The sequence below is a fragment of the Leptospira gomenensis genome (assembly GCF_004770155.1).
Lineage (GTDB): Bacteria > Spirochaetota > Leptospiria > Leptospirales > Leptospiraceae > Leptospira > Leptospira gomenensis.
This window is the reverse complement of record NZ_RQFA01000007.1, coordinates 18,374-33,005: the sequence shown is the minus strand read 5'-3', so window position 1 is coordinate 33,005 and position 14,632 is coordinate 18,374. Positions and strand designations below refer to the sequence as shown.

The window sequence follows — 14,632 nt, the reverse complement described above, 5'->3', positions numbered from 1 at the left end:
CTAAATCGAAATTCCAGCCGAAAGAAACAACTGAACTCCTATACCTCGGGCGCGATCGCGCTCCTGCTCCTTTCCGTCCTTCCAGAGCCTTTCCGAAACGACTGGATCCGGTCTCTGACCGTAAAAGGCGAAATTTTCCCGATGAACTCGCCCGGAGTCGTTCAAAAAGAAAAGAACCGAAAATCCTCCGTTCAGATATAAACCGGAAGAGAACACATAACGTAAACCCGCGCCGGGAGCGAGAAAAAATCTACGATTGTCTATCGAATACGTCCAGGCTCTTCCGTCCGCGGAACCGTCCGAATAAACGGAGAACTCGTTCTTCGTATCCCTTTGAAAATAGGATTCCTGTCCCAAACCGACGCTCAAAAAATACGGATTGGAAAACGGGAACCATTCCAGTGCGATCGTATATTGATTGAGAGTAAAATCAAGATTCCGAAGGGAGAAGGAAGTCCCTCCCGGCGGAAACCCGGTTCGATCCAAATCGAAATGATTGGCCTTATGTCTTTGATGAAACGAAAACGAAAGGGAAAAACGCGGACTTAGATTGTACCCTACTTGAAACCAGGAAAGTTCCCGAATTCCGAATCCGCCCAAGTAGATTCTCTTTCGTTCCCTCAACTCCGGTTGTATCTCGTCGGAAGGAGACGAATGATCCGCAAATAAGGCCTGCGACGTTAAAACGACGACGACTGCGACGCGAGCCAATCTTCTAAACGTTGCGGATATTTCGAAATTCATGGAGATATAGAAAACGATTTTTCTTTCGAGGTGAGGTGGCAATCAAAAACGAACTCCTTTAGGAGGCCGCCGTTTGGCGATTTGAGGAATTCTATTTCATTAATGATATTGAGTTTCATTCTCATAAATCTTGACCGATTGGAACCGATTTTTATTCTGGAGAAAAAGAGGTCATCCATGAATCGAATGTTGCGTATCCCACCTAACAACGATTTGTCTACCATGCGTATTCCGTCCTACTTGGACGCGGAGATCGTTCGAAAATTATTCTCCATCCGTTCCCCTCCTCTTGGTTTAGAAAAACTCATCGAAGAAACCGCCTCTGCGGAATCTGAATCTTTTTCCGAATCTTCTCCGAGAGAGGAGTTGGATCCGAATTTCCCGTTTTTCGAAAAAGTAAAACGCGTGTTAGACGAGAAAAGTTTTCACACCGAATATCAACCGATTCTTTCGTTGGAAACCGGTGAAGTATATGCTTACGAAGCGCTCGCACGATTCCGTTTTGACGGAACCTCCGTTCCTCCCGACCTGGTTTTCGCGGAACTTCACGAAGATCCGGATCTTTTCTTTCGTTTAGAACGGGAGCTCAAACTTTTTCAAATCGCCAATCGCCCTCAATACCGCAAATTATTCCTCAACTTGGATCCTCACGTTTGTAGAAACGAGGAACAAGCCTCGTTTTGGCGTTCTATTTTTCATCAGGGTTCGGACACGGTGTGCGAAGTGATAGAGAACACCGATTCGACCCGGATCGAAGAGACCCGTTTCTGCCTAAGCGCGCTCAAGAAATCGGGAGCTCGTCTTGCTCTGGACGACGTGGGTGGACCGAATCATCTTTTCTGTTTCGATTTTTTGGAATATTCAAATTATATAAAGTTCGATAAACACTGGCTCCGCCTATTCAAAACCAAGGAAAGTTATAAAAATCTTGTTTGGGGTTTTTTGGATTTCGCACGCGAATCCGGAATTCTTTGTATTTTAGAGGGGATAGAAACGAGCGAGGATCTCGATATCGCCGCCGAAATGAGATTTCCTTTGGTTCAGGGTTTTTTATTCCGTTCCAGAAATCGGACCGTGTGACCAAAAAGTCCGCGGCCCGAACATACTTTCTTTATTTATCTACGTCAGTCTGGATATCGAATCCCAATTCTCGCGAACCCCGTATTGAATCGCCTGCTCGCATCGCAGGGCGAACAGTTTCGCGGCAGTATCCTTCGGATTGACCCGCAGAACCTCTTGAAATCGGACCAAACTTTCCCGAAACTCCTGCGATCTATAGTGTCCGATTCCCTTTTCGAAAACGGCTTTCGTATCCAACTTCAAACGCAGATCCTCCTCGGATAATCCGTCGAATATTTCGAAAACGGAAACCGGATCCTTTTTGCCCTTTACGCTCACTGTATCGAGCATCCTATAATGGAATTTGTCGGGATCGTCCATACCGAATAACGCGCGTTCGCTGACGATTATATCGCTTCCGTACAATTTCGTGAGACTTTCGATTCTGGATGCGAGGTTGACCGCGTCGGATATGACGGTGCCCTCCATCCGTTCCTCGCCTCCGATCGTACCCAACATTAATTTTCCATAATGTAATCCTATTCCGATTCGAATCGGAATATAATTGCGTTTATTCCTGTATTCGTTGTATGTGATCATGTATTTCTGCATTTCTATGGCCGCCGTAAGCGCGTCGTCCACCTTCTGCTGAAATAGGGCCATGATTCCGTCCCCCAAAAACTTATCGATATAACCGTTGTTCAACTGAATGATCGGACTCATTCGTTTGAGATAGGAGTTGATGAAGTTGAAATTCTCTTCCGGCGTCATTTTTTCGGAAAGTTCCGTAAAGGATCGAATGTCGGAGAAAAGGATCGTCATTTCTTTTTCTATCTGATCCCCCAACTTTACGTCCAAAATGGATTCCTTACCCAGGTTGAGCAGAAATTCTTTGGGAACAAAACGCGCGTAGGAAACGTAAAGAGTGATCAGCTCCTTGTTTTTCACGTTCAACTCCCGGTTGAGCCGATCCGATTCGTTGTGTAATTTCGAGAATTTGAACGCCATCGCGACGGCCATACTCGTGACAAAAAGTAGAAACCCGATTTCGAAATACGTTTCGTTTGCGATTATCCCCACATAGGAAAGAATTCCATGGATCAAAAACCCTCCGAACGCCAAAAATCCCGCGAGAATGGTCCGTCCTCCGAGCGCCCCCTTTCGGATCGCAGAAACGGTGATGTACAACGCGTACGGCATCGCGAGAGCGTTGTTCAAAAGAGCGAGAGCCAGGACGTATCTCCAGAAAATTCCGTAATAAAGATACGGATCCTCGAAACCTCCGATCATTATCGGTAAATAAGATAAATTGAATATTCCAAAAACGACGATTGCGGTCGCCTGGGAAATCCGTATGAATAGATTTCTTCGGTATTCGAAAAAACTTTCGAAAAAGAGAAAGGATAAATACGGAAAAAGTATGATTCCGGTCGCGTTCAGATAAAGGTTGAACCAAGTGTTGTCCCAAACCCAGAACCCCAAGGTTTTGATCCCCATCGTCTGCATTCCCGCGACAATGGAGAGACAACCGAAATAAAAATACTGCTTCTCAGCCTTTCTTCCCAGAAAGAGAAACCAGTGATACATTCCCCCGAAAAAGAAAATGCCCGCGATCGATCCGAACCACAAAAGAAACGCGTAGAACTTCTCCCGAACCCTTCCGTCTTCTCCGAAATAAAAGTCGGAGAACACGAACCCCCCGAGACCGCCGGCGCTTCGGATCCGAAAGGCGATCGTATTTTCCTCCCCGATTTTGATAAACGAATTGGGAATCGGAAAATAATCGTTCCTAGTATTGGATCGAATCAACTTACCGTCGGTCGAAATTTCACCGCGTGATCCGATCATCTCTCCGTTGAGATAAACCTCGTAGGCGTGATCCACCAAAGGAATCATGATGCCGAACGTTTTTCCCTCGAACTCCGAAGTCGGCAAAAAACGCATACGAAACCAAGCGACTCCGTCGTAATTGTATCCTTCGAAATGCCAATTCTTTGCGACCGGAAAATATTTCCAAGACGAGTCGTCGTAATACTCCTCCTTAAATTCGGGTTTATCTTCGGTCAGAAATTTCCATTCTCCGGTAAGCGAATAAAGACGCGATACGTCCGAAAGTTCCAGATATCCTTGCTTCACCTCTGCCTGTAACGAGGTCGCCTGAGAAAGAAACGCTCCTATGAATAACGCGACCGAAAAAACGGAGGAACGTATTCCTCCAAGACTGCGGTTTAAGAAACGGAATCGGAAAAAACGAGGAGGAAAAAAAACTCTCATCTCATTCTCCGCATTCCAACTTGAGGGACAAAAGGGATTTTCTGAATTCGCCTTCGATCTCCGGCCAAGTGTCAACCGCGGTTCCGTCCTTCGTGTTCAACTTACTGCCGTTATAGTATACGATGGCCCAGAAAGGGTTTTTACCGCAGGGAAAATAACGGGTCAAAACCTCGCCCTTTAACGTGAACGAATACCAAGGATCGACCTGTTTATATACTTCCTCGTCCGGCAAACCGACGTAGGCGCGTATGGAACTGAGATAATGCATGTCCGTCTTTTTGGTGTCGGTTAACGCGGCCAAGGTTTTGAAATTTCCGGAAAGACGAAGCCATTCCCTTTTTTGAAGATCGCGGAAGTCGGAGGACTCAAGTTCTCCGATCCGTTGAAAAACGAATTCGTTTTCGAAATCCTTCCAAGTATAATCCTTTTGTCCTTCGTGACTGGACCAAGTGATCAATTTCTGATCCAACATCGGTACGGTTTGGATCGACTCCCGATTCAGATTGTTCAGGTCGGATTTGGAGCCGGAAGGGTTTTGAAGCATAAACGCCGCCCCTTTCCCGGCGGAGTCGTCGTAGATCAGATAAACGCCCCACCACGAATTTACCAATCTACATTTCGGGTCCAACATATGAGAATATTTTAATGTTTTTTTACATCCCGGAACCGGCGAATACCCTCCCACCGTGTAGGAATTGACGGCGTCCACGTCCACTTTTCCGTCGCTCATCTCAGAAAGATATTCGCTGAACGGAATGATGAACGGTTTGGTATACATTCCTTTAGGAATATTTTTATATTCTAAAACGGTTCCTTTTTCCTTTTTAAGGTCGATGTTTTTTTCCATCCGAAGAAGTTTCGGAACAAGAACGGTGCAATAACCGATCAAAAACATGGCCGTCAGAGCCGAAACGGGAACGATTCCTCGTCGGATACGAGCACCGAGTCCTTTTTTTACCGCATTCGAATTTCTTTTTATTAGTCTTTTTGAATCCATTCCTCTTCCCTTACTTGTTCGTTTCGAATTTTTGTTTTGCCGTTCTAACTGGAAAGTTTGTCCAAGTCAAATTAGAATTGGCTCTTGGGAAGATACGCTCCTTGCGACTTATAAATCGAAATTATTGTGAACTTTTGAATTGTCCGTTGCGAATTGAAAACGGGATTCCTTTCGTTCGGACGGGAGCTTGAAAAAAATGAACGTTACGCGAAAGCGCCAAGGAGAAGGACTCTGAATCGGATTTCGGAATCCTTCTCCGAAAGGAAAAGTATAGGGTTGTGTTACGGTCCGCTCACACAACGAACATAAGCCGAAGAGGCTTTCGGAAACTCGATCACTCCCCCCATTCTAAAATCCACGATATACGCCATCGATCGATATTTCGTGTTGATCGGAATCGTATACGCGATGTCGTTGTTGTCCGTTCCCGTATATTCCCTCGGGTCGTAAAGGTGACCTACATTCGGACTGGTTCCCGTGGAAATTCCGGAAGTGGAAGTCCAGTAGTACGCGTAAGCCGTATCCGGAAAATAAACGCCGTTGATGATCGGATTGATCACGGTGACGGTCGGGTTGTATTTCCCGCCGGTCTTTCCGTAATCGACGATGCTGGTCAGCTCTTTTACGCTGGGAAGTCTCCAAGTTCTTCCGTTTAAGCCCAAGGAACCGCAATACGAAAGCGCCGTGTTCCAGTTACTCGTAGAAGCCGCCGGCGTACTACAAACCGTCGTGCCTTGACCTCGGGAACATTTCTGCCAGATCAATCCGCTTCCGACGTCTTCGATCATTCCGTTTCCCAAATCCGTGAACGGGCCCGACAAAGCGTGGACCGGCAAAACAAACTTTAGTAGAATTAGAATTCCAAATATTAGGAATCTTCTTTTGTAGGGTTTCGATTTCATTTCGTTTCTCCCGTTATTCCGCGACACACATCGAGGTAAAATTGTAATTAGAGCCGCCTCCGCCCGTCCAGGAAACGTCCTTGAGTTTATTGTTCGGTTGTGTCACACCTCCGAACACGGAGATAGACCAAGCTCCCCAGGACTGCAGGGAGGAAATCCCCGAATAGTTGATGGGGCCGTTCGAAAGAGCGTCGATCGAAGGAGTCCGTGTATAACGATTGGAACTGCTGATCGTGATAGCGTTGGTGCTCGTCCAATAACGTTGATAGTTATTCCGCAACAAACCCGGAAAAAAAGTTTCCGGAATCGTCTCGTTACCGACCGTTCCTCCGAATTCCAGAATCGTATAATATTCTGCTAATGTAGGAACCCTCCACGTTTTTTTTCCGGCGTAACCGTTTCCGGAATTCCTATTATTCAACCCGGAACAATCCTCCACGGATCGATTGAACGTTTTATACGGATTTCCCGCGTCCGCGACACACGCGGTTCCGTTCCAGAATTGATCCATTGGACAGATCTTGACGCAGGTTCCGGCGCTCCATTCGTAATCGGATAGACAGGTCTTCCAATAACGTAGGTTTCTCGTATCCAAGGTCACCACGTCGGAAGGATAACCCGGCAAAGTTCCGGGAGCGATCAATCCGAAAGGAAGCGCGGATATCTCCGCATCTTGTCCGGTGCCTGCGCAGGAAATCGTAGTTCCGGTCGAATCGGAACAGGTCGTCTGCCTCGTACCGGAGGGAAGCAACACGGAAGTATCGTTGGCCGTACCGTAATCCAGACGGAACGCACCGGAAGTCACCGCAACCGTCGGACTAGTAACCATCACGTTACCCGCAACATCCGTAAACGAAGCGCTCGTATATTTCAAATAAAACTTATGCCACTCCGGAAGTTTACTTTTCAGATCGAGTGTATACGTTCTTTTATCGCTGCTCCAGGTTCCGCTTCCGCCGATCCAATTGATTTCGGGTTCGGGACTTGTGGTTTGATCGATATGTTTCGGATTGGGAGATGAAGTCGTATCCATATCCTCGTTAAATGTGATGCTGAACGTTCTCTGACCGGTACTCAACGCGTATGCGGTCGTGTTCGGGGAAAGAGCGGGAGACACCGCGATAATCTGGGGACCCGCGTCGTCTCGGGTGATCGACGCGGAATTGTTTCCCACGTTGGAACCCGCCGTCGTAACGCAGATACGGACATCGTTGGAACCTGAACTCAAGTCGGAACCCAGAACGGTATAATCCGTATCCGTATTCGCGGCGACGGATCCGGTCGTAAGAGAAGTTCCCGAACTACAATCGGTTCCTCCCAATCGAATGGAATAATTCCCCGCGATATCCGACTTCCACTTAAGAACGGAACTCGCGGAACCTTTGATAACGCTTTTGCTCAAGGACACGATCGTAATCGTAGGATTGCCAACGGAAACCACGTAAGTCGCGCTTACCGCAGAACCAACGTTACCCGCCTTGTCCACCGCGATCGCGCTCAAGTCGGTTGTCGTATTATTGGTCAAAGAAATCGCGGAAGAATAGATCGTATTTCCGGAAGCCGCGGTTCCGTCGTTTGCGATCGATGCAGCGGTTCCCCCGGAACGAAACGCGGTTTTGTGACAACCCGAGTTTCCGGTGTCCGAACAGGAGATCGTTACGCTGGGAACGGAAGATCCGTAGGAACCGGCCGCGGGAGTGAACGAAACCGAAGGAGCGGTATCGTCGCGAACCGCACGCACCGTATGCGAATCCCAAAGGGAGGATCCGTCCGGACTTTTCAGACAAATACGAACGTCGTTGTCTCCCAAATTTAATGCGACAACGCCTGCGACCGCGTGGATTCTCGAAGTGACGGAAGTGGAAGCGGAAATCGCACCGCTCGTCTCGATCGTCCCGTTTGTACAATCCGTGGATCCCGATCTCAATTCGTAAAACGCGTTTTTAGAGGAGCTCCAAAGAACGTCCGCGAATTCTACGGCGCCCGACTGACCGCTCAGATAAATCGTACTCGCGGAAGAATACGCGATGGAGCCGACGGAAGGAGGAGGCGTCGGAGCGAGTACCGACGGAGGATTATTCGAACCTCCCGATTGTTCCACGACTGTGAAACCGGAAGGAAGAAAAAAAAGTCCTCCCTCTTTTTTTCCGTTTCCTTGAAGGCAATTCGAAAGAAGCAGAGGAAAAAGAAGGAAGCAGGTGATTACGATTTTCGCTTTTTGAGTGGAATGAGAACGACCAAACGTCGTCCGAAACTTCGGATCCATAAAAAACCTCCAACAACAACTTACGGAGGAAAAGATAGCACCGAATTTTCGTAATCTCTGCGCATTCTATAGAACGCCCGGGCCAAAAACAATATGCAAATTTTTGAAAGTCCGTTTCGGCGAAACGCCGCCTCCTTTCAAGAATCGGACTTTTGTTTTCCGAACTTCTTTTTGTATTGTGAAGGCGTCATTCCGAACTCCCGCTTAAAACTCGTGTTGAAGACGGAAAGGGAATTAAAGCCGGATTCGAACGCGGTTTTGATCACCGAAGTTTCCTCCGCTTCCAGCAGACGCAACCTGGCCTCTTCGATTCTCAGCTTATTGACGTAGTGAAAAAAACTTTTACGAAGGTGGTTGTTGAGAAATTCCGAAAGTTGATGCGGCTTCACCTGTAGTTTGGAAGCGAGTTTGGCTAAGGTCAGATTCTCCTCCAAAAAAACCTTTTCGGAGTTCATGAGAATTTCCAGTTTCGACTTAAGATCCTCCGGATCGATCCTCGACAAAGTGCTGTTCTGATAACGCACTTTCTGAAACGTCTCCGAAATGATATTGAAGGTGATCGGATAAATCTGACTGATAAAAAACGCATAGATCACCGTCGAAGACAAGGCGCATAACGCGGGAACGTAGAGTTCCACGAAAGCGTTCTCCAGGGAAAACAGGAATCGTAAATCGATGGCGAGATGCAGATTCACCCCGAATAGCCCCAACGCCATAAGCAGAATGAGATGAATCGTCCACGGATATCTGGAAAAGTTTCCCTGAAACAGACGTATGAACTTTACTATGACGACGATCATATATCCGACGGTGATAAAAGTGGAAAGTATGTAAATCGAGTCGTATTTGGAATGAAAGGCGGGCCCTAAATCGTCCAGAGAATCCCCGGAATACATTAAATAAACGGAATGTATGAGATAAAAAACGAGAAATAAAATCGAAGGGATGTAATGGAACGAAAGGGTTTTTTTCCCGACGCGTTCGCCCCATAGGAGCAGATTAAAATAGATGTATAAGGAGGGACCTATGACGAAGATGAAAAATATTTCGATCGAAAAGAAGTGGGAAAAACGCGTCCCCATCTGATTGATCAGGACGAGGCCTTTGACGAGAAAAACCCCCATGGAAAGAAAAATCAGAAACAAGACGACGTTTTTGAACGTCCTGCCTTTGATGATATGAATGAGCGCCAACAATACGGATAAGATTCCTCCGAATCCCACATACTGATTCGCCAATTGGATCAGAATTCGGTCCATCATACTTTTGACGAAGGATTACGACGAATAACGATCGTTTCGCGAAAATCGAAACGAGACCGATCCATAATTTATTTCCTTCGATTCTCCGATTCGAAATCACCTCCTCGAAAAATCAAGCTCTTGCGGAAGGTCCCTGGTCGCGCCGTTTTTCAGGTTTTCCCTGAACTTTTTAGGACTGGATTTGGTGATCGATAAAAAAGCCCTTTGAAAGGTGGATAACGAATTAAACCCCACCGCCATCCCTACGGAAATGATGGAACGATCCGGTTCGTCCTTTAAAATCTGGATCGCTTCCTTTACCCGAAATAGATTGACCAGGTTGTTGAAATTCGTCCCCAGGTGTTGATTGATGAACGCGGAAAGCTGATGTGTGGAAAGACCCAATTCCTCCGCGACGGATCCGAGACGTATGTCCTCGTCCAAAAAAACTTTTTCCTTTGTGAAAAGTTCGTACATCCTAGTTTCAATTTCCTTAATATCCATGTTGGAAAGATAATACGACGTCGAGGAAAGTTTTTCGTTCTGTTTCAGTTTAAAACGTTCCTGATACGTCGAATCCAGATTCTCCTTAAAGGACTTGGAATCGAGGAAAAGGCTTCCGAACGTATAAATCGGAAAAACCGCCAACACCAGACCGCCCAGCATCGACGCGGAATGATGAAATTCGGATGAAAGAAGATTCTGCGCCAACTCTCCCGCCAACACCAAAGCCCAAAAACCGAGAAGAATCGTTACCCGCTTTTTATCCCGAAAATTAGAGAAGAAATAAAGATAAATCGAATATACGATCAGAACCACGATCGAAACCGAAGCCACTACGATCATCATAGGCGGAACGATCCGCGCCAACTCGGAGTTCCAACAGATCAGAAAAACGGAACCGATCCCCCAAGCCTTTGCCCCTCCGTGGATCAATTTTTGTTGGATCCAGAATTTACCCTGCGTTTCGGAAAGGGCCGAAAGCCTATCTTCCGCGATTTCGTCGTCGAACGTGGAGCAAATCAATATCGTTCCCATAAACGTAAAAAACGAATACAGAAAATCCACGAGTCGGTTGAACAACTTAAGTTCCAAACCTCCTTTGATCGAAAAAAGGAACAGATTACATCCGAGACAGATAAAAAGAACGGATTGGATTCTTTGAAACTTTTTCTTCCATTTAAAAAAAGACAGAACACCCAACAAAACGTATTGTAGGGAGGTTGCGTAAAAAATTTCTGAAGGCATAGATCGACGGCGACCTCGAAGTTTGGAATAACCCGATTATACGGAAAACGAGGGCGCGGCACTATTGACTTTATAAAATCGAAAACCAATTTATAGAAAAAAATGACATTCTATAAGGAAAACGGAATGGGTTCTATTTCGAACGAAAGAGATATGAAACGATTCCGTTTTGAAAAACGTATATGAGCATTTGCTTACATTTAAAAACGGAAAGAGCGACTCAGGAGGATTTCTCCATTCTCCAGCAGAAATGAATTCTCTCGTTTCTGAAATCTTCCGGAAGCGTTTCCTTGGTAAGGTTTTTGATCGAATCCCAAAGAAGCGAAGTTTCGGACAATTTGAATTTTCTAAAGTTCGTGGAGAAATAAAGTACGGCGCCCGGCAAAGCGAAATCGCGATAGAGTAGATTCAAAACTTCCGCATGATCGCGTTGAACGTCGAATACGTCGTTCATCTTTTTGCTGTTCGAAAACGTGGGCGGATCCACCACGATCAGATCGAAGCGCTCCCGATCCTGATTTTTTCGTTCCGAACGAAGCCACTCCACCGCATCGGCGCGCAGAAGACGGTGTTGCGTTTCTGAGAATCCGTTCAACCTAAGATTCTCAGACGACCAAGATAAATACGTGTTCGAAAGATCCACGCTTAGACTTCTCCTCGCTCCGCCTGACGCCGCGTAGACGGTAAACGAACCAGTATAAGAAAAAAGGTTCAGAAATTTTTTTCCCTTCGCTTCCTTACGCACCATCTCCCTCGTGATTCGATGATCCAAAAAAAGACCAGTGTCCAAATAATCCGACAGGTTTACGAAAAAACGAAGACCGCCTTCTCCCACTTCCAAAAGTTCCGCGTCGGTTCCCCGTTTTTCGTACTGATCCTTTCCTTTTTTCTGTTCCCGTTTTTTCCAATAGATTCGATCGGAGGGAAGTCCCAAAACCTCACCCACGATATTTCCGATTTCGACGTTCTCTTTTTCCCGTTCTTCCTCGGAGATTTCGTAACGATTTTTATAGGCGGATATCTGACAATACGGTCCGTATAAATCGACGCTAACCGGAACCTGCGGTATGTCGCGATCGTAGATTCGAAAACATTCTATGTTTCTTTTACGCGCCCACTTCTTCCAGTGTTTCGCCATACGGGAAAGACGATTGCGAAACATAGTCGGCGGATCTCCGGAGGAAGAGACAGGGGAAGTTTCCGTATTCGATTCGGACATAGGACCAGGATGAACGATCCGCGCAAAAATCCAATCAGAACAACGGTTTCGAATCCGTAAAAGACTGGAAAATTTGCGGGAATCGGAGAAGGTAGTCGGACGTTTTTTAACGATTCGAATTCCTCGGCGGCAACTTTTGAAACATACCTATATCGAAAACCGGAACGTCAAGTTGTTCCTTACCTATTCGGAAACCGAATCGAAGGACGTATTATTATTCGTTCACGGTTATCCCGATTCGCATAAAACCTGGGACTCTCAAATCCAATCTCTCCAAGAGAACTATAAATTAGGCGCGGTGGACTTACGCGGATTCGGAAGATCCTCAAAACCGTCCGAACAATCCGAATACAACTATTCCGTCATACTTCCCGATCTCGTGGAAGCCGTCCGTTTTCTATCGAAGGACAAAAAGGTTCACTGGATCGGACACGATTGGGGCGCGGCACTGGGTTGGTTGTTTATTAGTGATCCTGCATATTCCGGATACGTACGTTCTTTTACTGCGATCGCAGGACCACATCCTTGGCTTGCAGGCAAACGCATGTTAGACGATATTCTCAGCCTAAAAACGGAAAATCTGAAAAACGTAGTCGATCAGGGATTTCGTTCCTGGTTTATATGGTTTTACCAACTACCTATGATCCCCGAGTTCCTATGGAGGAATTTCGGGGAAACGTTGTACAAATTGATCCTGGATCTGGGAGGAGTTCCCGAAAACGATCCGTTACGCGCCATCGGTAGAAACGACGTCTACTCCGTTACGATGGCGCCCATCAATCTTTATCGGGAGTTACTTTTCGGTAAAACCGTGATCGCCGAACCGGCCGACATCAAAACTCCCGTACAGTTGATCGTTCCGGAACGGGATTTTATAGTATCTTCGGAGGTTTATGCGAACGTCTACGACTACGTCAAAACCTTGGAAGTGCACAAGTTGGACTGTAATCATTGGGCGCATCGCGAACAACCGGAAACGGTCACCGGATTGATCCGGGCCTTCGTGGAAAAACACTCGGCCTGAAAACGTTCCGTTTTTCTAAAACATTAGAATTTTAAAATAATCTAAAATATTTCCTCAACGCCTTCCCGCCGACGTGAAATGTTTTACGTAATACGTATCGTCCAGAGAGCCGATGGTTACTCCGCGTTTCGATGAGGCGTGAACGAATTTCCTGTCCTTGAGATATATCCCAACGTGGCTCACCCGGTTCCCGTAGATCGTGAAAAATACGAGATCCCCTTCCTTCAGTTTTTCCTGAGGAATCGGCTTTGTCCGCGAGGCCATCGCGTAACTCGGACCGCTGAAATCCGAACCGTATATTTTGGAGAGGATTTTTGAGGTTAAACCGGAACAATCGATCCCCGATTCGTCCGTTCCGAAATCCTTGTGAGGAACCCCCAACCATCGATGAACTTCCCGATACAACTCGATCGTATCTTCGGAAGTTATCTCTAGTTTATGATTTCGTAAAAAATATTCCCGAAGTTCGCGGTCGTTTAATCCGATCTTTTGACCGTTTAACGAAACGTATAACGACGCAAAGACGAGAAAGATCGCGCAACCGATCGCACCGAAACGGAACATCGTAAATCGGACCGTTTAGAAATTGACTCCGCCGTAGACGATCAATTCCAAAAATCCGAAACTCTGACTCGCGTGATCCTTGGAACGTCCCGTCGTCAATATGTCCGGAAGATCGATATAACCCGCTTTTGCCCCCGTTTCGAAAAAGAAGGATTTGTACAGATCCATTCTTCCGGCCAAATATCCTGTCACTCCGTAACCGGACGTATGAAAGTGGTTGTTTTTTCCTTCGCCGAAAAGACGCACATCGCTCCTACAGATGATCGGCCCGCCTCCGACCGAAGAGACGAAACTAAACGCATGTTCGCCGTTAGTCGAAACCCAGATCGGTTGAACCATTCCTACGTCCAAAAAAATTAGATTGAGACCGTCCGTATGTTCGAACTTGAGAAAGTCGGGAGTTACGTTGATCGTTTCGCCGTTGTGATATCCTTCGAGACGTTTGTACGCGTCCGGAAACAGATAAAGATACACCGCGGAATCGGAAGTGGTACCGAGATGCGCCCTTTGTATCGCGAGCGGATCCACATAACCGTAGATGTTCGACGCTTGTCCTCGGCTCATCACATATTTCATATGATCCTGTCCGAACGCGACGAAGAAACGATCCGAAAAGTAATATGTAAAACGGAAATTGTATTGGGGAATTTCCCAAAGGCTGGGACTCAGATAAACCGAAGGATCGAACTTTTCCGGTTTGTCCTTGGCCACGATGTCCTTAAGAGTGAAATTATAACCGGGACCTTTGAACGTGATATCGCTCTGCGTATAATAATCGCGATTGTATCCCCATTGAAAACTCCAGGTTCCTTTTCTTTGATCCACTCTACGAGCTGCTTCTTCCTTGTTTTTCGGATCGATCGAAGTGACAGGAGTGGTCGCTTTAAGATCGGATTCAGCTTGGGCGAAAGGAATGACTTCCTGAAGTTCGGGAATTTTTTTCTTTTCCCCGGAGAACAGGGAAGGAGCAAAACATAATATCGCGAAAACGATAAACGGAAACGATAAACGGAAGAAGGTTCGATTGGAATTCATGCAGAAGTTACAGACATCCGTAGTATGACAAAATACTAAGGTTTTCCGAAACGATTTGC

The 14,632-nt window shown here is 46.4% G+C and carries 12 protein-coding genes; 2 read left to right on the top strand and 10 right to left on the bottom strand.

The genetic code is table 11. The features are described 5' to 3' along the window. A complete protein-coding gene (locus tag EHQ17_RS00600) occupies positions 1 to 786 on the bottom strand; it encodes a hypothetical protein (RefSeq protein ID WP_135736116.1) in 786 nt (261 codons plus the stop codon). 135 nt (positions 787 to 921) lie between these two features. On the opposite strand from EHQ17_RS00600, the gene EHQ17_RS00595 reads away from it, so the two are divergent. Continuing rightward, positions 922 to 1,824: an EAL domain-containing protein gene (locus EHQ17_RS00595; RefSeq protein WP_135591137.1), complete on the top strand. Its 903-nt coding sequence runs from the start codon at positions 922 to 924 to the stop codon at positions 1,822 to 1,824. Positions 1,825 to 1,863: 39 nt separating this feature from the next. Here the strand turns inward: EHQ17_RS00595 and EHQ17_RS00590 are convergent, their stop codons facing one another. From EHQ17_RS00590 to EHQ17_RS00560, 7 genes are all read right to left on the bottom strand, one after another. Beyond that, positions 1,864 to 4,077, bottom strand: coding sequence for an adenylate/guanylate cyclase domain-containing protein (locus EHQ17_RS00590; RefSeq protein WP_135736115.1), 2,214 nt, complete (start codon positions 4,075 to 4,077; stop codon positions 1,864 to 1,866). Position 4,078: 1 nt separating this feature from the next. Then, complete coding sequence (locus EHQ17_RS00585) at positions 4,079 to 5,074, bottom strand: hypothetical protein (RefSeq protein WP_135591139.1); 996 nt, start codon at positions 5,072 to 5,074, stop codon at positions 4,079 to 4,081. A gap of 281 nt (positions 5,075 to 5,355) precedes the next feature. After that, positions 5,356 to 5,976: an Lcl C-terminal domain-containing protein gene (locus EHQ17_RS00580; RefSeq protein ID WP_135591141.1), complete on the bottom strand. Its 621-nt coding sequence runs from the start codon at positions 5,974 to 5,976 to the stop codon at positions 5,356 to 5,358. A gap of 13 nt (positions 5,977 to 5,989) precedes the next feature. After that, positions 5,990 to 8,242, bottom strand: coding sequence for a DUF1566 domain-containing protein (locus tag EHQ17_RS00575; protein WP_135591143.1), 2,253 nt, complete (start codon positions 8,240 to 8,242; stop codon positions 5,990 to 5,992). A gap of 137 nt (positions 8,243 to 8,379) precedes the next feature. Then, positions 8,380 to 9,504: a helix-turn-helix domain-containing protein gene (locus tag EHQ17_RS00570; protein WP_135591145.1), complete on the bottom strand. Its 1,125-nt coding sequence runs from the start codon at positions 9,502 to 9,504 to the stop codon at positions 8,380 to 8,382. 96 nt (positions 9,505 to 9,600) lie between these two features. After that, positions 9,601 to 10,731: an AraC family transcriptional regulator gene (locus tag EHQ17_RS00565; protein WP_135591147.1), complete on the bottom strand. Its 1,131-nt coding sequence runs from the start codon at positions 10,729 to 10,731 to the stop codon at positions 9,601 to 9,603. 220 nt (positions 10,732 to 10,951) lie between these two features. Next, on the bottom strand, positions 10,952 to 11,950 hold the full coding sequence (locus EHQ17_RS00560; RefSeq protein WP_135591149.1) for a class I SAM-dependent methyltransferase: 999 nt from the start codon (positions 11,948 to 11,950) through the stop codon (positions 10,952 to 10,954). A gap of 136 nt (positions 11,951 to 12,086) precedes the next feature. Here EHQ17_RS00560 and EHQ17_RS00555 point away from each other — a divergent pair, with 136 nt between their 5' ends. Then, positions 12,087 to 12,974, top strand: coding sequence for an alpha/beta fold hydrolase (locus tag EHQ17_RS00555; RefSeq protein ID WP_135591151.1), 888 nt, complete (start codon positions 12,087 to 12,089; stop codon positions 12,972 to 12,974). Positions 12,975 to 13,028: 54 nt separating this feature from the next. Here the strand turns inward: EHQ17_RS00555 and EHQ17_RS00550 are convergent, their stop codons facing one another. Continuing rightward, on the bottom strand, positions 13,029 to 13,538 hold the full coding sequence (locus EHQ17_RS00550; protein ID WP_135591153.1) for a C40 family peptidase: 510 nt from the start codon (positions 13,536 to 13,538) through the stop codon (positions 13,029 to 13,031). A 15-nt stretch (positions 13,539 to 13,553) separates the two neighbouring features. Next, positions 13,554 to 14,573, bottom strand: coding sequence for a hypothetical protein (locus tag EHQ17_RS00545; protein ID WP_135591155.1), 1,020 nt, complete (start codon positions 14,571 to 14,573; stop codon positions 13,554 to 13,556). Positions 14,574 to 14,632: the final 59 nt, after the last annotated feature.